This window comes from Stenotrophomonas sp. P5_A8, assembly GCF_056400545.1.
The window spans coordinates 1-17,806 of record NZ_JBFULB010000050.1; the positions used below are offsets into that span (position 1 = coordinate 1).

Genomic DNA, 17,806 nt, shown 5'->3' on the forward strand with positions numbered 1-17,806 from the left:
GGGCAGTATCATACGGGGTGTGCCATGGGACTGAAATACTGATCGATCTTTCCGCCACGTTCTGTGTGGTCGATAGCAAATCAAGCGCACCCCAACGTATCCCCGGCACGCACCTCGTCCGATGCTGATACGCGACAACCGGCGTGGCCAAATGAAAAAAGCCGGAATCCACTGGGGATTCCGGCCTTCAAATGCCGCGCTGGCGCGTTTGCCTTACAACGCCGCTTCCAGCTCCGGCAACAACGTGAACAGATCACCCACCAACCCAATATCGGCGATCTCGAAGATCGGCGAATCCGGGTCCTTGTTGATCGCCACGATCGTGCCGGCGTCCTTGATCCCGGTCAGATGCTGGATCGCGCCGCTGATGCCCACGGCCACATACAGCTCCGGCGAGATGATCTTGCCGGTCTGGCCCACCTGCAGGTCGCTGGGCACATAGCCGGCGTCCACGGCGGCGCGCGAGGCACCGACGGCGGCGCCGAGCTTGTCGGCCAGTTGGAAGATCACCTTGAAGTTCTCTTCCGAACCCACGCCACGGCCGCCAGAGACCACGCGCTTGGCGCTCTGCAGGTCCGGGCGGTCGGTGGCACCGGCGGCCAGGCCGACGAAGCGGGTGTGGGTCGGCAGGGCCGCATCGACGCTGGCCGCTTCCACGGTGGCATTGCCGCCCTTGGCGGCTTCCGGCCAGGACGCGGCACGCACCGTGGCGACCACGATCTGGTCGGCCGGCACGTCGACGGTGATGATCGCGTTGCCCGCGTAGATCGGGCGCTTGAAGCTGTGGCTGCCTTCGACGGTCATCAGGTCCGAGACCTGGTTGACGCCCAGCAGGGCGGCCACGCAGGGCATGAGGTCCTTGCCGAAGGTGGTCGACGGGCCGAACACGTGGGTGTATCCCTTGGCCAGCTGCGCGATCTGCGGGGCCAGCACCTGGGCCAGCGCCTGCGCGTTGGCGGGGTTGGCCACGGTCAGCACTTTGGCCACGCCGGCCAGCTGGGCGGCTTCCGCGGCCGCGGCGGCCGGGTCGGCGGCCAGCACCAGCACGTCGATGCTGGCACCGCTGATGGCGGCGGCGGCACTGACGGTCTTGGCGGTGGCGGCGTTGAGCTTGCCGTCGTGGTGCTCGGCGACAACGAGGATCTTGGTCATTACAGCAACCCCTTCTGCTTGAGTGCGGCGACCAGTTCGGCCGCGTCCTTGACCATCACGCCCTTGCTGCGCTTGACCGGCGCGGCGTACTGGGTGGTCTTGAAGGTATCGGCGGCGTCCACGCCGAGGTCGGCCAGCTGCAGGGTTTCCATCGGCTTGGCCTTGGCCTTCATGATGTCCGGCAGCTTGATGAAGCGCGGCTCATTGAGGCGCAGGTCGGTGGTGACCACCGCCGGCAGGTCCACTTCCAGCGTTTCCAGGCCGGCATCGACTTCACGGGTGACCGTGGCCTTGCCGCCGTCGATCTGCAGCTTGCTGGCAAAGGTCGCCTGCGGGCGGCCCCACAGCGTGGCCAGCATCTGGCCGGTCTGGTTGGCGTCGTCGTCGATGGCCTGCTTGCCGAGGATGACCAGGTCCGGCTGTTCCTTCTCCACCAGCTTGAGCAGGGTGCGCGCGGCGGTCAGCGGCTGGATGGCCTGGTCGGTGACCACGTGGATGGCACGGTTGGCGCCCATGGCCAGGCCGTTGCGCAGGTGGGCCTGGGCGTCGGCGGGGGCGATGGTGGCCACCACGACTTCGGTGGCGATGCCCTGGTCGCGCAGACGCAGCGCTTCTTCCAGCGCGATCTCATCGAACGGGTTGGGGGACAGCTTGACGCCGTCGGTGACCACGCCGGAACCGTCCGGCTTGACCTGAATGCGGACGTTGTAGTCCACCACGCGCTTGTACGCGACGAGGATTTTCATCTGGTGCTGGATCCTTCAATAACGGGGGAACGTCCGGTTCTGTAGACAGCAACCGGTTCGGGGGTGGGACCGCGATTCTAACTGGCCGAAGGCAACCATGCGAATGCGTATGGTTATGTTGCGGCGCGGCACAAAATGCGCATCCCAGCGGTTTCGTTCACGTCCGGCAGGCAGTCGTGAAGACCGCCCACCTGTATCCTGTAGCGCTGCATCCGGAGCGCTGCATTGGCGGCCGGAGACTTTAGAACCGAACAGGAGAACGGGTAGTGCCCACATGGCTTGTCACCGGCGGAGCCGGATTCATTGGCGGTAACTTTGTACTCGAAGCGGTCGCCAAGGGCGTCAAGGTGGTCAACCTCGATGCGCTGACCTACGCCGGCAACCTGAAGACGTTGGCGCCGCTGGACGGCAACCCGGATCACGTGTTCGTGCACGGCGACATCGGTGATCAGTCCCTGGTGGCGCGCCTGCTGGCCGAGCACCAGCCCGACGCGGTGCTGAACTTCGCCGCCGAAAGCCATGTGGATCGCTCCATCGATGGCCCGGGTGCGTTCATCCAGACCAACGTGGTCGGCACCTTGGCCCTGCTCGAGACCGTGCGCGACTATTGGAAGGCGCTGCCGGCCGACAAGGGCGCGGCCTTCCGCTTCCTGCACGTGTCCACCGACGAGGTGTACGGCACCCTGGGCGCGACCGGCAAGTTCACCGAAACCACCCCGTTCGCGCCCAACTCGCCGTATTCGGCGTCCAAGGCGGCCTCCGACCACCTGGTGCGGGCGTTCCACCACACCTACGGCTTGCCGGTGCTGACCACCAACTGCTCCAACAACTACGGTCCGTACCACTTCCCGGAAAAGTTGATCCCGCTGGTGATCGCCAAGGCGCTGGCCGGCGAGCCGCTGCCGGTCTATGGCGACGGCAAGCAGGTACGCGACTGGCTGTTCGTCAGCGACCACTGCGAAGCGATCCGCACGGTGCTGGCCAAGGGCCAGGTCGGCGAGACCTACAACGTGGGCGGCAACTCGGAAAAGCAGAACATCGAGGTGGTGCACGCAATTTGCGCGCTGCTCGATGCGCGCCGCCCGCGCGAGGACGGCCAGCCGCGCAGCAGCCAGATCACTTATGTCACCGACCGCCCCGGCCATGACCGCCGCTACGCGATCGACGCCAGCAAGTTGAAGGACCAGCTCGGTTGGGAGCCGAAGTACACCTTCGAGCAGGGCATCGGCTTCACCGTGGACTGGTACCTGGACAACCAGGAATGGGTCAACGGCGTGCTCGACGGCAGCTACCGCCTGCAGCGCATCGGCACCACCGCCTGAGGGCGGTGATCACCAGTAAAGAGGAAATTCGCATGACTCAACGCAAGGGCATCATCCTCGCGGGCGGTTCGGGCACACGCCTGTATCCGATCACCAAGGGCGTCAGCAAGCAGCTGCTGCCGGTGTACGACAAGCCGATGATCTATTACCCGCTCAGCGTGCTGATGCTGGCGGGGATCCGCGACGTGCTGATCATCAACACGCCGCACGAGCAGGCGCTGTTCCAGACCCTACTGGGCGACGGCTCGCAGTGGGGCATGAACATCCAGTACGCCGTGCAGCCGAGTCCGGACGGGCTGGCGCAGGCTTATCTCATTGGTCGTGACTTCGTCGACGGCAAACCGAGCTGCCTGGTACTGGGCGACAACATCTTCCACGGCCATGGCCTGCGGGAAGTGCTGCGCAATGCCGACGAGCGCGATCACGGCGCGACCGTGTTCGGCTATTGGGTCAACGATCCGGAGCGCTACGGCGTGGCCGAGTTCGACAAGGCCGGCAAGGTGATCGACCTGGTCGAGAAGCCGGCCAATCCGCGTTCCAACTACGCGGTGACCGGCCTGTATTTCTACGACGGCAACGCCAGCCACCACGCGGCCGAGCTGAAGCCGTCGCCGCGCGGCGAGCTGGAGATCACCGATCTCAACCAGCGCTATCTGCGCGAAGGCAATCTGCATCTGGAGGCGCTGGGTCGCGGCTACGCGTGGCTGGATACCGGCACCCACCAGTCGCTGCTGGAGGCGTCCAACTTCATCGAGACCATCCAGACCCGACAGGGCCTGCAGGTCTGCTGCCCGGAAGAAATCGCCTTCGGCCAGGGCTGGATCAACGCCGAGCAACTGGAGGCTCTGGCCGCCCCGCTGATCAAGAACGGCTACGGCCAATACCTGCATAAACTGGCTGTACGAGGAGTGGTGCCGTGAAAGTAATTGAGACCAAACTGCCGGGCTGCGTGGTGATCGAGCCGGCGGTGTTCGGCGACGAGCGCGGCTTCTTCTTCGAGACCTGGAATGCCGAGCGTTTCGGCCAGCACGGTCTGCCGACCAAGTTCGTGCAGAGCAACGTCTCCACCTCGGCCAAGGGCGTGCTGCGCGGCCTGCATTACCAGTGGCCGCGGCCGCAGGGCAAGCTGGTCAGCGTGCTCGAAGGTGAGGTGTACGACGTGGCGGTGGATATCCGTCGCGGCTCGCCGACCTTCGGCCAGTGGGAAGCGGTGGTGCTGAGTGCGGAGAACAAGAAGCAGTTCTGGATCCCGGAAGGCTTCGCGCATGGCTTTGCGGTGCTGTCCGAGCGTGCGGTCTTCAGCTACCTGTGCACCGAGGTGTATCTGAAGGACTTCGATGCCGGCGTGCGCTGGAATGATGCCGACATCGCCGTGGACTGGCCGATCAGTGGCCCGACGCTGTCGGCCAAGGATGAGGCCGCGCCGTTCCTGAAGGACATCGCCGAAGACCGCCTGCCGGTCTACCAGCCGTGACGGTGCTGCTGTTTGGCGGCAATGGCCAGTTGGGCCGGGAACTGCAGCGCGCGCTGGCACCGCTGGGCACGATCGTAGCGACCACCCGTAGTGGCGCGCTGCCCGATGGCAGTGCCTGCGAAACGGCCGACTTCAACGAGCCCGCGTCGCTGGTTGCGCTGCTGGATCGCGTTCGTCCGGACGTGGTGGTCAATGCGGCCGCCTATACGGCGGTGGACCGCGCAGAAGAAGAGCGCGATGCGGCCTGGCGCGCCAACGCCGAAGCGCCGGGCGTCATCGCGCGCTGGTGCGCCGCTGCCGGTGTGCCGCTGGTGCATTACTCCACCGATTACGTGTTCGACGGGCAGGGCACCCGCCCGTACCGCGAAGACGATGCCACTGCGCCGCTGGGCGTGTACGGCGCCAGCAAGCTGGCCGGTGAAGAAGACATCCGCGCGGCCGGCGGCCGTCATCTGATCTTCCGCACCGCATGGGTGTATGCCTCGCATAGCGCCAACTTCCTGCGCACCATGCTGCGGGTGGGCGCTGACCGCGACGTACTGCGCGTGGTGGCCGACCAGATCGGCACGCCGACCCCGGCGGCGCTGATCGCCGATGTCACCGCGCAGGCCTTGCAGCATGCCGGTGGCCTGTCGGGCACCTGGCACCTGACCGCTGCGGGTGAAACCAGCTGGCATGGCTTTGCCGAGGCGATCTTTGCCGAGGCGGTGTCAGCCGGAAAGCTGGCGCGCGCGCCGAAGGTGGAAGCGATCACCACCGCCGACTACCCGACCCCGGCCAAGCGCCCGGCGTATTCGCACCTGGACGTCAGCAAGCTCGAGTCGGATTTCGGCATTGCGCTGCCCAGTTGGCAGGATGGTTTGAAGCAGGTGATCGCAGCGCTCTGAAGCTGCACTGCGGATCGCCCGCACCGCGTCAGCCATGCACGGCATGGCTCTACCGGACAATGAAAAACCCGGCCTTGGCCGGGTTTTTTTGTCTCTGCGGTGCCCATCGATCACGTACGACCGTAGGTATCCTCGAACCGCACGATATCGTCCTCGCCCAGGTAGCTGCCGGACTGCACTTCAATCAGCTCCAGCGGCAACTTGCCCGGGTTCTTCAACCGGTGCGTCACACCCAGCGGAATATAGGTGCTCTGGTTTTCGGTGAGCAGCAGCACTTCCTCGCCGCGGGTCACTTCAGCGGTACCGCTGACCACGATCCAGTGCTCGGCACGGTGGTGGTGCATCTGCAGGCTCAGCGTGGCACCGGGTTTGACGGTGATGCGCTTGACCTGGAAACGCTCGCCATGGTCGATCGAGTCGTAGGCCCCCCACGGGCGATACACCTTGCGGTGCCAGGTCGCTTCGGGACGGGCGTCGGCCTTCAGGCGCGCCACCACCTGCTTGATCTCCTGCATGCGGTCGCTCCTGCCGACCATCACCGCGTCATCGGTTTCGACCACGATCACATCATCCAGCCCGACCAGCGCAATCAGGCGCTCGCCGTAGGCATAGGTGTTGCGGCAGTCGATGGCGATCACATCGCCATGATGGGCGTTGCCGTCGCTGTCCTGCGCCGATACATCGCGCAGCGCGGTCCACGAGCCGACATCGTTCCAACCGGCATCCAGCGGCACCACCACCGCATCGGCGGTCTTTTCCATCACCGCGTAGTCGATGGAATCAGACGGCACCGCCGTGAATGCCTCTTTGCCCAGCCGGGTAAAGTCTGCATCGCGCCGTGCCTGTTCCCAGGCGGTGCGGCTGGCCGACAGCATGGCCGGATTGAATTTCTCCAGCTCGGCCAGGTAACGCGATGCCTTGAACAGGAACATGCCGCTGTTCCAGAAATACTCGCCCGAACCGACGTATTGCCGGGCGGTCTCGGCGTCGGGCTTCTCGACGAAGCGATCCACCGCGCGCACCTCGCCGCCCGAGGCGGCCTTGATGTAGCCATAGCCGGTTTCCGGCCCGGTCGGCACGATTCCGAAGGTGACCAGCTTGCCGTCGCGCGCGGCGGGCAGTGCACGCAGCACGGCGGCGCGGAAGGCCGCTTCATCGGCAATCACGTGGTCCGAGGGCAGCACCAGCAGCACCGCGTCCTCGCCGTCACGGGTGGCTTCCAGCGCCGCCACCGCGATCGCCGGGGCGGTGTTGCGGCCCACCGGCTCGAGCAGAATCGCCAGCGGCTGCACGCCCAGCTGCTGCAGCTGTTCGGCGGCCACGAAACGATGMTCTTCGTTGGCCACCACCAGCGGCGCGCGGCCGGCAATCGGTGCAACCCGCTGCCAGGTGGCCTGCAGCATCGTCAGGTCCCCGGCCAGGGCCAGGAACTGCTTGGGGTAGGCCTCGCGCGAGAGCGGCCACAGCCGGGTACCGGAGCCACCGGACAGGATGACGGGGAGCAGATCGTTCATCGGGGCGGTGCCTCAGGAGGCCGTGAGCAGCTGGGAGATTTCATCGGTGCGCTGCTGCAGCAGGGCGGCATCGCCACGCGTTTCGATGTTCAGGCGCAGCAGCGGTTCGGTGTTGGAGCTGCGCAGGTTGAAGCGCCACTGGCCGAAGTCGGCGCTGATGCCGTCGGTGTGGTCCAGTGCCGGCGACTGCGCGGCGTAATGGTCCATCACCCGGGCAACTGCGGCCTTGGCGTCGGCGACCTTGAAGTTGATCTCACCACTGCACGGGAACTTGGCCATGCGCGCTTCCACCAGATCGGCCAGCGAGCGGCCGGATTCGGAGACGAGCGCGGCAATCAGCAGCCACGGGATCATGCCCGAGTCGGCGTAGGCGAACTCGCGGAAATAATGGTGCGCGCTCATCTCACCGCCATACACGGCGTTTTCGCTGCGCATCTTTTCCTTGATGAAGGCGTGCCCGCTCTTGCACAGCACCGGCTGCCCGCCCGCGTCTTCGACCATCTCCACGGTGTTCCAAGTCAGGCGCGGGTCGTGCACGATCTTGCCGCCCGGCTGGCGTGCCAGGATCGCCTTGGCCAGCAGGCCGACCAGGTAATAGCCTTCAATGAAACGGCCGTTGTGGTCGAAGAAGAAGCAGCGGTCGAAGTCGCCGTCCCAGGCAATGCCGAAATCCGCACCGTGCTCGCGCACGGCCTGCGCGGTCAACGCACGGTTTTCCGGCAGCAGCGGATTGGGAATGCCGTTGGGGAAACTGCCATCGGGCTCGTGGCAGATGCGGATGAACTCGAACGGCAGGTGCGGGGCCAGCAGGTCGACGATCGGGCCGGCGCCACCGTTGCCAGCATTGACCACCAGCTTGAGCGGCTTGAGGGCGGTGCGATCGACGTAGCTGAGCAGATGGTCGATGTAAGCACTCTTGTCCGGATGCGTCTGCAGGCTGCCCGTGGCATCGACCGGCGCGGCGGTATCGGCTTCGACCGCGTCGGAGATCGCCAGGAGGCCGGTGTCCGAACTGATGGGACGGGCCTGCTCCTTGACCAGCTTCATCCCGTTGTAGTCCATCGGGTTGTGGCTGGCGGTGACCATCACCCCGCCGGCTGCCTTGAGGTGGTCGACCTGGAAATAGACCTCCTCGGTCCCGCACAGGCCGATGTCCAGCACGTCGCGCCCGGCGCCACGCAGGCCGGCAGCCAGCGCGTCCTGCAGGGCCGGGCTGGTCAGGCGGATGTCATGGCCGACCACCACGGTGCCGGGGGCGAGCTGCGCGTCCAGCGCCACGCCGATGCGGCGGGCCAGGTCTTCGTTCAGTTCGTCCGGCACGCGGCCGCGGATGTCGTATGCCTTGAATGCGGGGAGCGTCATGTATTCCAGTCCTTCTGACAGTCAGTGGATTAGTGTAGCCGCAGCCATGTATGGGAATCGTTTTCATGCCGGGCCGTGGGTGGACGCTTCTCCGGGCGGGCCGGGAATGCCCTGCGTACTCGCTACAATGCCCGCTTACATCAACGAGGTGAGGGCGTAGATGAGCAAGTCCCCAGACAATGCCGGACGGCGTGGCAAGCAGTACGCCAGCGCCGCCGAAGCCCTGGACGGTGTGGTCGCCGATGGCCAGACCCTGGCGGTCGGCGGGTTCGGCCTGTGCGGCATCCCCGAGGCGCTGATCGCCGCGTTGCGCGACACCGGGGTCAAGGGCCTGACCGTGATCTCCAACAATGCCGGGGTGGATGGCTTCGGCCTGGGCCAACTGCTGGAAACCCGGCAGATCCAGAAGATGATTTCGTCCTACGTGGGCGAGAACAAGGAATTCGAGCGTCAGTACCTGGCCGGTGAACTGCAGTTGGAGTTCAATCCGCAGGGCACCCTGGCCGAGCGCCTGCGCGCCGGCGGTGCGGGTATTCCGGCGTTCTTCACCGCCACCGGCTACGGCACGGTGGTGGCCGAGGGCAAGGAAATCCGCGAATTCGACGGCAAGCACTACGTGATGGAAACCGCGCTGCGTGCCGACGTCGCGCTGGTCAAGGCGTGGAAGGCCGACGCATCGGGCAACCTGGTATTCCGCAAGACCGCACGCAACTTCAACCCGGCCTGCGCGATGGCCGGCAAGCTGTGCATCGTCGAGGTCGAAGAGGTGGTGCCGGTCGGCAGCATCGACCCGGACCAGGTGCACCTGCCGGGCATCTACGTGCACCGCATCGTGCACAACCCGCATCCTGAAAAGCGAATCGAACAGCGCACCGTGCGTGCGGAGGGCAACTGACATGGCGTGGACCCGCGATGAAATGGCCGCGCGCGCCGCGCGTGAACTCACCGATGGCGCCTATGTGAACCTGGGCATCGGCCTGCCGACGCTGGTGGCCAACCACATCCCCGATGGCGTGGACGTGTGGCTGCAGTCCGAGWATGGGCTGCTTGGCATCGGCCCGTTCCCGACCGAGGCCGAGGTCGATGCCGACCTGATCAATGCCGGCAAGCAGACCGTGACCGCACGCCCGGGCGCGAGCTACTTCGGCAGCCACGACAGCTTCGCGATGATCCGCGGCGGGCACATCAACCTGGCCATCCTCGGCGCGATGCAGGTCACCGACAAGGGCGACCTGGCCAACTGGATGGTGCCGGGCAAGATGGTCAAGGGCATGGGCGGGGCGATGGATCTGGTCGCCGGCGTGCAGCGCGTGGTGGTGCTGATGGAGCACACCGCCAAGAACGGCGAGCACAAGATCCTGCCCGAGTGCACGCTGCCGCTGACCGGCGTGGGCGTGGTCGACCGCATCATCACCGACCTGGCCGTGTTCGACGTCACCGACGCCGGGCTGGTGCTGGTGGAGGCTGCACCGGRCGTGGGCGTGGATGAGCTGAAGGAAAAGACCGGCGTGGCGTTCGCTGCCGCCTGAGGGGGATGGCGCCGCCCCGGCCAGCCGGGGCGGCAGCTCACCCGCGCTTGGCGTAGGCGTATCGGCCTGCGTCCGATTCGCCCTTGCCAAGGCTGTCCAACGTAAAGCCGGCATGCATGCACACCGCACCCAGCAGGCGCTCGATTGCATGCGCCGCCGTACCGTCGATCTGTCCTTGCTCGGGTTCGAACATGCTGCGGTACAGGTGCGCGTCCAACAGCGGGCGCAGTGCCGCCAGCCGTACCCAGAACATGCTGCCAGCGCTGAAGGGCGCGTCCAGGGGCGCCACTGACAGGCCAAGCCTGGCCTGCAGGCGGACCAGTGCCGACGCGTTGCCACCGATGAAGTCGCGGACCGGCAGCAGGTGGCCTCGCGGTGCCAGCAGGCCCAGCGACGGGTCGTGGCCGAACGCCTCCACGGCCTGTGCGGCGTGGCCATCGAGCAGCAGCTGCCGCAGCATTTCATCGCGCCACTGCGCGCCTTGCTGCATGTGCGTGGAGCGCTTGGTATGCAGTTTGAGCACCACGTCCTCGCCCTGCCCGAGCAGCAGCTCGGCGACCTGGAGGAAGKGCAGGATGTCGCGGCCATGGTTGGGGTAGACCAGCACCTCCCCGCGCAGCTCGGCCTGCCGCAGCGCGGCATCCACCGCGCTGCGATGCTCCGGTGCGGTGGTGACGACCAGGCGGCACGCCAACGCGCTCGTCTTGAGCTGATCGAGAAGTGTCGCCAATTCCGGCATGTGCCAGGCGTGAATCACCACGCACGGTCGCGCCGTGGCCGTGCCGGCCGCCGGCGCCTGCAGCGCCTTCCGCGTCGCCTCCAGATACGCATGCCCCAGCCGTGCATCCGGCTCCAGCACTGCGCCTTCGGCCCACTCGTTCCAGGCGTTGATGAACACCAGGCGCTGGTTGGCCGGCGCGGCGGCCAGGCGCGTGTGCACGGTGGTCGACAGCCAATCGCCATACCCACGCGGCGAGGCGTGCAGGTAGACGCGGCCCTTGCCGGAGCGGCGCGCTTCGTTGTCCCAGCCCGGGTTGACCCCGGGGTATAGCGTGTAGGACGGCAGCGGTCGTGCGGCGATCTCAGCTGCCAGTTCGCGCCAGTCGCGCACGTCGCCGTGGAACTCGGGATTGATCAGGAACTGGTCGGCGGTGAGCGAGCGCGGGTTGCTCATGTTCGGCGGAAACTCGACCGCGGCGTCGAAGCCGATGTCGCGCGGATCCGGACGCTCGAAGCCCTGCACATAGGCCAGGTGGATCTCGCCGATGCCGTTGTCCAGGCACCACTGCCGCCAGCGCTGGGCGGTGGCGCGTGCATCGGGCAGCAGGTGCGGGCGGTAGACCAGCAGCATCGGCTTGCCGTCCACCTTCAAGGCGCGGCGATCGCGCAGGTAGTCGGCGACGTGGGCGATGAAGGCCAGGTCGTCCTCGGCACTGTGCTGCTGGCCGATCAGGATGTCTTCGTCGCGGCCGTCCCAGCGCCGTGCCCAGTTTTCATTGGCCCAGCACAGGCAGAACGGCAGGTCGATGCTGTCGTCGGCCAGCCACTGGCGCAGCGGCGCCTCCATCAACGTGGTGCCGCTGAACCAGTAGTAATAGAAGCAGAACGCGCCGATGCCGTATTCGCGGGCCAACTGCGCCTGGTCGCGCATCACCTGCGGGTTGCGCAGGTCGTAGAAGCCCAGGTCGGCGGGCAGTCGCGGTTGGATGTGGCCCTCAAACTGAGGCAGGGCGCGGGTGACGTTGCGCCACTCGGTAAAGCCCTTGCCCCACCACGCATCGTTCTCGGTGAACGGGTGGAACTGCGGCAGGTAGAACGCCACCAGCGTGGCGGGCAGCTGCTCGGGCAGGGCATCGGCGCGATGCGGCACGTAACCGATCGCGGCTTCATCGGCGCGCGACAGGGGGCGATGGACGGCCGCAGGCGCGGCATCAACACGGCCGCGTGGCGGTGGCGGCACCCAGTCGCCATGGTCGCGCAGGAAGCGCGCGCGGAGTCGATCACGCTGCCCGTCGGACAGCGGCAGTGCGCGGAATCCGGCGCGCAGCGCCACGAAGACCGCCTGACGCAGCCTGGCCTTGAGCGTGGTCACGCGCAACGGGCCTGGACCCAAGGGAAAACGACAGCAGGCATGCAGGCTCCAACACTATAACGGGTGGGCCATTCTCGGGCTTTGCCCGCGCACCGGCAAATGCGGGCGTGCTAGCGTTCGCCGATGGATCTCCACCTTCCCGACGCCCAGGTCCACTGGCACCGCCACTGGCTCCCCGCCACCGACGCCGACGCCCTGCAGCGCACCCTGCGCGAGGACGTGCCGTGGGAGGTCCACCGCATCCGCATGTTCGGGCGCCAGGTCGATTCGCCGCGGCTGAGCTGCTGGATGGGCGACCCGGCCGCGCGCTATCGCTATTCGGGCACCGACTTCGTGCCAGCGCCGTGGCATCCGGCGTTGCTGCCGCTGCGCGAGCGGCTGGCCGCGTTCTGCGGCACGCCCTTCAACAGCGTGCTGCTCAACCGCTACCGCGATGGCGACGATGGCATGGGCTGGCACAGTGACAACGAGCCCGAACTCGGGCCGACGCCCCTGATCGCCTCACTGAGCCTGGGCGCCGAGCGTCGCTTCCTGCTGCGGCGGCGCGAGGACCATGCGCGCAAGGCCGAGGTGACGCTGGGGCACGGCGACGTGCTGCTGATGGGCGGGCAGACCCAACGCCATTACCAGCATGCCCTGCTGAAAAGCGCGCGGCCGCTGGCCGAGCGCATCAACCTTACTTTCCGCTGGATTGACGCAGCCGGGCCGGCATGACCTGCGCCTGCTGGTAGTCGGCCTGGCCGGTTACCAGCGTCCAGCCGACCAGCTCGGTGGTCAGGGTCTGCAGGCTCTGCTCGAACGCACGGGCGACATCGGCGGTGGCGGTGCTCGGCACCGGCTGTTCCTGGCGGAACGTGCGGTCGGACACCACCCGCTGGTCGACCACGTGGATCAGTTTGGCGTTGACCTCGATCAGCGCGGCAGGCGTGGCCTGGCCGCGGTAATCGGCCTCGAAACGACGTACGTCCAGGGCCAGCTTGTAGTCGGCGCGGATGCCGGTGGTGGCGCGGGCGACGCCGGCGATGCGGCCGGAATCCTCGAAACCGCGCACCAGCGCGTCATCGAGCATGTCGGTGGCCGGCTGCGCCCAGCTCACCCCCTTGTACACCTCCAGCTCGGACGGCGAGGGGCGTACGTTGATGCGCGGGCTGTCGACCACGCGCGCGGCACTGGGCTTGACCACGATCAGCTGCCAGTCGACCTTCGGCCAGCCGGGATCGGCCTGGATGCGCACGATCGGCGAATAGATGGTCACCGCGCTGCGTTCGTTGCTGCCCAGCAGCGAGCAGCCACCCAGGGCGGCGATCAGGGCGACCGGCAGGAGGAATCGGGGAAGGGTCGGGCGGCTCATTTGGGTTCGAACTCCTTGGGCGCGTCACGGCCCAGCAGATAGCGTGCCGGGTTGTTGTCGAGGCGGTCGCTGACCCGGCGCAGGTCGCGGATCAGCCCGCGCAGCTCGGTCAGGGTCGGGCCCAGCTGAGCCAGGCCGTCATTGGCGAAGCTGTTGATCGCCGCGCGGTTCTCGCCGAGGATCGAATCGGCGTTGCCAGCGGCAGAATCCAGCTTGGACAGGGTGGTTTCCAGCTTGTCCAGGATCGGCGGCAGCTGCTGCACCAGGTTCTTGTCCAGGCGCCGTATGGTGCCGTTGGTGCTTTTCAGGGTGACATCCAGGCTGCGCGCGGCATCGCGCGCGCTGAGCAGCAGCGCCTGGGTGCCCTGGTCGCGGTCGGCCAGGCCGCCGCTGATGGTCTCAAGGTTGGCCAACGTGGCGTTGATGCTGGCCACGTTGCGGTCGCTGAGCACCTGGTCCATGCGCTCGACGATGCGGTTGGCCACGTCGGTGATGTTCTGCAGCGCCGACGGGGTGGTCGGGATGATCGGGGCCGGGTCCTTGTTCACCGCGGTCAGCGCGGCGGACTGGGGCGTGCCGCCGCTGAGCTGGATGATCGACGGCCCGGTCAGGCTGGTGATGGCCAGCTTGGCGCGGGTGTCGGTCTTGACCGGGGTATTGGAGTTCAGGCGGATCCGCGCGACCACCTGGCGCGGATCGTCCGGCACCAGGTTCAGTTCGGTGATCGAGCCGACCGCGATGCCGTTGTACTGCACCGGGCTGCCGACCGACAGCCCGGTGACCGCCTCGCGGAACACCACCCGGTACTCGGTCCAGGTGCGGTCGGAGGAGTACTTGGCGGCCCACAGGCCGAAGGCCAGCAGCGCCAGTCCCACCACCAGGGTGAACGCGCCGATCAGGACGTAATTGGCTTTGGTTTCCATGGCTTACTCGCTCTCGTGCTTTGCATCGCGCGCAGCGCGCGCGCGTGGTCCGTGGAAATATTCCTGGATCCACGGGTGGTCCAGTTGTTCGATCTCGTGCAACGGGGCATTGGCGATCACCTTCTGGTCGGCCAGCACCGCCACCCGGTCACAGATCGCATACAGCGTGTCCAGATCGTGTGTGATCAGCAGCACGGTCAGCCCCAGCGCTTCCTGCAGGGTCTTGATCAGCCGGTCGAAGGCGGCCGCGCCAATCGGGTCCAGGCCGGCGGTGGGCTCGTCCAGGAACAGCAGCGGCGGGTCCAGCGCCAGCGCACGGGCCAGGCCGGCGCGCTTGCGCATGCCGCCGGACAGCTGCGAGGGCAGCTTGTTGATCGCATCGGCGGGCAGCCCGGCCAGTTTCACCTTGAGCAGGGCCAGCTCGTAATGCCAGCGCTCGGGCAGTTCGCGATGGTGTTCCTTCAACGGCACCTGCACGTTCTCGCCCACTGTCAGCGAGGAGAACAGCGCGCCATCCTGGAACAGCACGCCGGTGTTGCGTTCGATATGCAGGCGGTTGTCCGGATTGTCCGAGCGCGCGTCCACGCCCAGCACCTCGATCTGGCCCGCATCGGGAACGCGCAGGCCCAGGATGCTGCGCATCAGCACCGACTTGCCGGTACCCGAGCCACCGACCACGCCGAGAATTTCGCCGCGACGCACGTCCAGGTCGAGGTTGTCATGCACGGTCTGCGCGCCGAAGCGGTTGGTCAGCCCGCGCACGCGGATGGCCAGACCCGCATCGTCGCCGGTGGTGTCGTCGGTAGTGGCCAGGGCGGCGGTATCGGTGGCCATCGCTTACCAGCCCATCTTCATGAACCACAACGCGGCGAACGCGTCGAGGATGATCACCAGCGAAATGGCCTGCACCACGCTGGAGGTGGTGCGCTCACCGACCGACTGCGCGGTGCCTTCGACCTTCAGGCCTTCCAGGCAGCCGATCAGGCCGATCACCAGTGCGAACACCGGCGCCTTGGACAGCCCCACCAGCATGTTGCGCACTTCCATGGTCTCGTGCATCCGCGCGATGTACATCTGCGGTGGGATACCCAGGTCGAACGCACCCACGGTGATGCCACCGGCCAGGCCGGCCACCATCGCAATGAAGGTCAGCAGCGGCAGGGTGATCAACAGCGCAACCAGGCGCGGCAGCACCAGCAGGTCGATCGGGTCCAGGCCGAGGGTGCGCATCGCGTCGATTTCCTCGCGCGCCTTCATCGCACCGATCTGCGCGGTGAAGGCGCTGGCGGTGCGCCCGGCCAGCACGATGGCGGTCAGCAGCACGGCGAACTCGCGCAGGAAGGCGATGTTGACCAGCTCAACTACATAAATTTCCGCGCCGAAGTCGCGCAGGATGGTCGAGCCGAGGAAGGCGATCACCGCACCGACCAGATACGACAGCAGCGCCACCAGCGGCACCGCGTCCAGTCCGACCTGTTCCATCTGCGCCACCGTGGCGGTGAGACGGAAACGGCGCGGTTCCTTGATCAGGCGCGCGCCCTTGACCAGGTTCTCGCCGAGGAAACTGGCCAGCGCCACGATGTTGTGGCCCATCCCATGCACGCTGACGCCCAACCGCTCGAGCGCGGCCAGTACGCCGAAATCGCGTTTGGCGCGCGGACGGTCATCGGCGACTTCTTCGATGGTGGAGACCAGTGCGCGGTGTTCGTCGCGGAAGCTGACCGCATGCTCGCCAAGGTCGGCGCGACGGGCCACCCGCAGCAATTGCAATACCCCGGCGGAGTCGAGCACGGTGATGCCACTGGCATCGATGCCGGTCAGCCCGTCGGGAATGCCGCGCAGCACTTCGGCCGCGTCCAGCGCGGTGTGCAGGGTCCAGTGGCCGGAGAGCCGGACAAGTCCGGGATCCTGCGCGTCCTGTTCGAGATGGGGGGCTTGGCTTGGCGTCATGGGGCGTCCTGCGCGCAGCATACCTTGTCCGTGTCCACACCAAGTGTGTGCGCTGCGACATGATTGTTCAGCCGGGGCGGCCTTCGGGTAATACTACGAAGCATGTCTGCCGATACCGCCCCCCTTCCCACCCCCCAGGCCACCTATGCGCAGCGCGTTGCGTTCGTGTGCGAGATGGCCGGGCGCCTGCACAGTTACGGCACCACCGCGCAGCGGCTGGAGGCAGCGGTGGTCGCGCTGGCGCAGCGGCTGGACCTGGACTGCGAGCCGTGGTCGAACCCGACCGGGCTGATCCTGAGTTTCAGCGATCCGACCAAGGCGATCGGTTCATCGGATATCACCCGCGTGATCCGCCTGGCGCCAGGTGAAAACGACCTGCATAAACTCAGCATCGCCGACCAGATCACCGATGCGGTGGCCAACGGCACCATGAGCATTGCCCAGGGCCATACGGCGTTGCGGCCGCTGGACAAGGATCCGGGCCGGCGCGGCAAGATCCGCATGATCCTGTCCTACAGCCTGGGCGCGGCTGGCGTGGCCGGGCTGTGGAAACTGCCGTGGCTGGATATCGCCACGGCCGGGATGATCGGGCTGCTGATCGGGGTCATGACGCTGTATACCGATCGGCGCCCGGCCAGCCGCGAGGCCAGCGAGGCGCTGGCGGCACTGGTGGCCGGTACGGTGGCGGCGCTGGTGGCCTCGTTCCTGGGGCCACTGAATCTCAATACGGTCATCATCGCCTCGCTGGTGGTGATGCTGCCGGGGATGTCGCTGACCAATGCGGTCAATGAGCTGGCGAGCCAGCACTGGGTGTCGGGAACGGCGCGGTTTGCCGGGGCGATCACCACGATCCTGAAACTGACGGTGGGCGCGGTGATCGCGGTGACGCTGTCGGGGATCATCGGGCTGGAGCCGCACGTGCGGGCGTCGCGGCCGCAGGCCGACTGGGTGGAATGGAGCGCGTTGCTGGTGGCCGCGTTCGCCTTTGCGATGCTGTTCAAGGCCAATCGCCGCGATTATCCCTGGGTGATGGCGGCCTCGGTGGCCGGGTACGCGATTTCGAAATTCGCCGGTCAGGCGTGGGGGCTGCCGGCCGGCATTTTCATGTCGGCGATGCTGATGACCGCGGCGGGCAATCTGTTCGGTCGTCTGGCACAGCGCCCGGGCGCGATCATCCGCCTGCCGGGCATCATCATGCTGGTGCCCGGCAGCACCAGTCTGCGCGGGGTGCTCACGCTCGTGCAGCAGCAGGACATGAGTGCCGGCCAGACGGTGTTGATGACCGTGCTCAACGTGGTGATGGCGCTGGTGGCCGGGTTGCTGTTTGGCAATCTGTTGATTCCGGCGCGGAAGAATCTCTGAGGGGTAGTGGCGTTTGGCGTTTCTTGCAGAAGCGTCAGAGCGCAGTGCCGCTTGTCCCTTGGCTGGGCGGGGATGTGCAGGTTCGCCGGACGCGCCGTCAACCCATCCATGGGGGCTCGTGTACGGCATCCCTGCCGTACAC

The 17,806-nt window shown here is 66.8% G+C and carries 17 protein-coding genes; 8 read left to right on the forward strand and 9 right to left on the reverse strand.

What is annotated here, in order from left to right; genetic code table 11:
* Positions 1–213: 213 nt before the first annotated feature.
* Together AC1DQP_RS05735 and AC1DQP_RS05740 are read right to left on the reverse strand one after the other, a co-directional pair.
* On the reverse strand, positions 214–1,152 hold the full coding sequence (locus tag AC1DQP_RS05735; RefSeq protein WP_457320411.1) for an electron transfer flavoprotein subunit alpha/FixB family protein: 939 nt from the start codon (positions 1,150–1,152) through the stop codon (positions 214–216).
* A complete protein-coding gene (locus AC1DQP_RS05740) occupies positions 1,152–1,898 on the reverse strand; it encodes an electron transfer flavoprotein subunit beta/FixA family protein (RefSeq protein WP_256775331.1) in 747 nt (248 codons plus the stop codon). The genes AC1DQP_RS05735 and AC1DQP_RS05740 overlap by 1 nt, the downstream gene beginning before the upstream one ends.
* 266 nt (positions 1,899–2,164) lie before the next feature.
* Between AC1DQP_RS05740 and rfbB the strand changes: the two genes are divergently transcribed.
* The 4 genes from rfbB to rfbD are packed head-to-tail and all read left to right on the forward strand — an operon-like array spanning position 2,165 to position 5,581.
* Positions 2,165–3,220, forward strand: a complete 1,056-nt coding sequence (gene rfbB, locus AC1DQP_RS05745; RefSeq protein WP_457320413.1) for a dTDP-glucose 4,6-dehydratase — start codon at positions 2,165–2,167, stop codon at positions 3,218–3,220.
* Positions 3,221–3,252: 32 nt separating this feature from the next.
* On the forward strand, positions 3,253–4,140 hold the full coding sequence (gene rfbA, locus AC1DQP_RS05750; protein ID WP_256775333.1) for a glucose-1-phosphate thymidylyltransferase RfbA: 888 nt from the start codon (positions 3,253–3,255) through the stop codon (positions 4,138–4,140).
* Positions 4,137–4,694, forward strand: coding sequence for a dTDP-4-dehydrorhamnose 3,5-epimerase (gene rfbC / locus AC1DQP_RS05755; RefSeq protein ID WP_256775334.1), 558 nt, complete (start codon positions 4,137–4,139; stop codon positions 4,692–4,694). The genes rfbA and rfbC overlap by 4 nt, the downstream gene beginning before the upstream one ends.
* On the forward strand, positions 4,691–5,581 hold the full coding sequence (rfbD, locus tag AC1DQP_RS05760) for a dTDP-4-dehydrorhamnose reductase (RefSeq protein WP_457318675.1): 891 nt from the start codon (positions 4,691–4,693) through the stop codon (positions 5,579–5,581). The genes rfbC and rfbD overlap by 4 nt, the downstream gene beginning before the upstream one ends.
* 110 nt (positions 5,582–5,691) lie before the next feature.
* On the opposite strand, the gene AC1DQP_RS05765 is transcribed toward rfbD, so the two are convergent.
* Both AC1DQP_RS05765 and AC1DQP_RS05770 read right to left on the reverse strand, forming a co-directional pair.
* Positions 5,692–7,095 (reverse strand): mannose-1-phosphate guanylyltransferase/mannose-6-phosphate isomerase, encoded by a 1,404-nt coding sequence (locus AC1DQP_RS05765; protein WP_478051243.1) that lies wholly within the window; start codon positions 7,093–7,095, stop codon positions 5,692–5,694.
* A 12-nt stretch (positions 7,096–7,107) separates the two neighbouring features.
* Positions 7,108–8,457 carry a phosphohexomutase domain-containing protein gene (locus AC1DQP_RS05770; RefSeq protein ID WP_256775337.1) on the reverse strand — a complete coding sequence of 450 codons (1,350 nt, stop codon included), beginning with the start codon at positions 8,455–8,457 and terminating at the stop codon, positions 7,108–7,110.
* Positions 8,458–8,617: 160 nt separating this feature from the next.
* Here AC1DQP_RS05770 and AC1DQP_RS05775 point away from each other — a divergent pair, with 160 nt between their 5' ends.
* Positions 8,618–9,352, forward strand: coding sequence for a CoA transferase subunit A (locus tag AC1DQP_RS05775; protein WP_457318678.1), 735 nt, complete (start codon positions 8,618–8,620; stop codon positions 9,350–9,352).
* Between the two features lies 1 nt (position 9,353).
* On the forward strand, positions 9,354–9,986 hold the full coding sequence (locus AC1DQP_RS05780; RefSeq protein WP_478051244.1) for a CoA transferase subunit B: 633 nt from the start codon (positions 9,354–9,356) through the stop codon (positions 9,984–9,986).
* Between the two features lie 37 nt (positions 9,987–10,023).
* Here the strand turns inward: AC1DQP_RS05780 and AC1DQP_RS05785 are convergent, their stop codons facing one another.
* On the reverse strand, positions 10,024–12,084 hold the full coding sequence (locus AC1DQP_RS05785; protein ID WP_478051245.1) for a glycoside hydrolase family 99-like domain-containing protein: 2,061 nt from the start codon (positions 12,082–12,084) through the stop codon (positions 10,024–10,026).
* 117 nt (positions 12,085–12,201) lie between these two features.
* Between AC1DQP_RS05785 and AC1DQP_RS05790 the strand changes: the two genes are divergently transcribed.
* Complete coding sequence (locus AC1DQP_RS05790; RefSeq protein WP_457318680.1) at positions 12,202–12,792, forward strand: alpha-ketoglutarate-dependent dioxygenase AlkB family protein; 591 nt, start codon at positions 12,202–12,204, stop codon at positions 12,790–12,792.
* Here the strand turns inward: AC1DQP_RS05790 and AC1DQP_RS05795 are convergent.
* From AC1DQP_RS05795 to AC1DQP_RS05810, 4 genes are read right to left on the reverse strand one after another with little or no spacing between them, the layout of a single operon-like run.
* Positions 12,755–13,429 carry an ABC-type transport auxiliary lipoprotein family protein gene (locus AC1DQP_RS05795; protein WP_457318682.1) on the reverse strand — a complete coding sequence of 225 codons (675 nt, stop codon included), beginning with the start codon at positions 13,427–13,429 and terminating at the stop codon, positions 12,755–12,757. The two genes, AC1DQP_RS05790 and AC1DQP_RS05795, sit on opposite strands and share 38 nt — an antisense overlap.
* Positions 13,426–14,352 carry an MlaD family protein gene (locus AC1DQP_RS05800; protein ID WP_457318683.1) on the reverse strand — a complete coding sequence of 309 codons (927 nt, stop codon included), beginning with the start codon at positions 14,350–14,352 and terminating at the stop codon, positions 13,426–13,428. The genes AC1DQP_RS05795 and AC1DQP_RS05800 overlap by 4 nt, the downstream gene beginning before the upstream one ends.
* Positions 14,353–14,355: 3 nt before the next feature.
* The gene (locus tag AC1DQP_RS05805) at positions 14,356–15,186 is read right to left on the reverse strand and encodes an ABC transporter ATP-binding protein (RefSeq protein ID WP_256775342.1); all 831 of its coding nucleotides are present in this window, start codon (positions 15,184–15,186) and stop codon (positions 14,356–14,358) included.
* Between the two features lie 3 nt (positions 15,187–15,189).
* Positions 15,190–16,302: an ABC transporter permease gene (locus tag AC1DQP_RS05810; RefSeq protein ID WP_256775343.1), complete on the reverse strand. Its 1,113-nt coding sequence runs from the start codon at positions 16,300–16,302 to the stop codon at positions 15,190–15,192.
* Between the two features lie 102 nt (positions 16,303–16,404).
* Here AC1DQP_RS05810 and AC1DQP_RS05815 point away from each other — a divergent pair, with 102 nt between their 5' ends.
* Entirely contained in the window at positions 16,405–17,664 is a 1,260-nt protein-coding gene (locus tag AC1DQP_RS05815; RefSeq protein ID WP_256775344.1) for a threonine/serine exporter family protein, read from the forward strand.
* The last annotated feature ends 142 nt before the right edge of the window (positions 17,665–17,806 follow it).

Bases quoted from the DNA above. Each gene is read 5' to 3' on its own strand.
- AC1DQP_RS05790 (WP_457318680.1), top strand. From the start codon at position 12,202: ATGGATCTCCACCTTCCCGACGCCCAGGTCCACTGGCACCGCCACTGG.
- AC1DQP_RS05740 (WP_256775331.1), bottom strand. From the start codon at position 1,898: ATGAAAATCCTCGTCGCGTACAAGCGCGTGGTGGACTACAACGTCCGC.
- rfbA (WP_256775333.1), top strand. From the start codon at position 3,253: ATGACTCAACGCAAGGGCATCATCCTCGCGGGCGGTTCGGGCACACGC.
- AC1DQP_RS05810 (WP_256775343.1), bottom strand. From the start codon at position 16,302: ATGACGCCAAGCCAAGCCCCCCATCTCGAACAGGACGCGCAGGATCCC.
- AC1DQP_RS05815 (WP_256775344.1), top strand. From the start codon at position 16,405: ATGTCTGCCGATACCGCCCCCCTTCCCACCCCCCAGGCCACCTATGCG.
- AC1DQP_RS05805 (WP_256775342.1), bottom strand. From the start codon at position 15,186: ATGGCCACCGATACCGCCGCCCTGGCCACTACCGACGACACCACCGGC.
- AC1DQP_RS05770 (WP_256775337.1), bottom strand. From the start codon at position 8,457: ATGACGCTCCCCGCATTCAAGGCATACGACATCCGCGGCCGCGTGCCG.
- AC1DQP_RS05800 (WP_457318683.1), bottom strand. From the start codon at position 14,352: ATGGAAACCAAAGCCAATTACGTCCTGATCGGCGCGTTCACCCTGGTG.
- AC1DQP_RS05735 (WP_457320411.1), bottom strand. From the start codon at position 1,152: ATGACCAAGATCCTCGTTGTCGCCGAGCACCACGACGGCAAGCTCAAC.
- AC1DQP_RS05795 (WP_457318682.1), bottom strand. From the start codon at position 13,429: ATGAGCCGCCCGACCCTTCCCCGATTCCTCCTGCCGGTCGCCCTGATC.
- AC1DQP_RS05775 (WP_457318678.1), top strand. From the start codon at position 8,618: ATGAGCAAGTCCCCAGACAATGCCGGACGGCGTGGCAAGCAGTACGCC.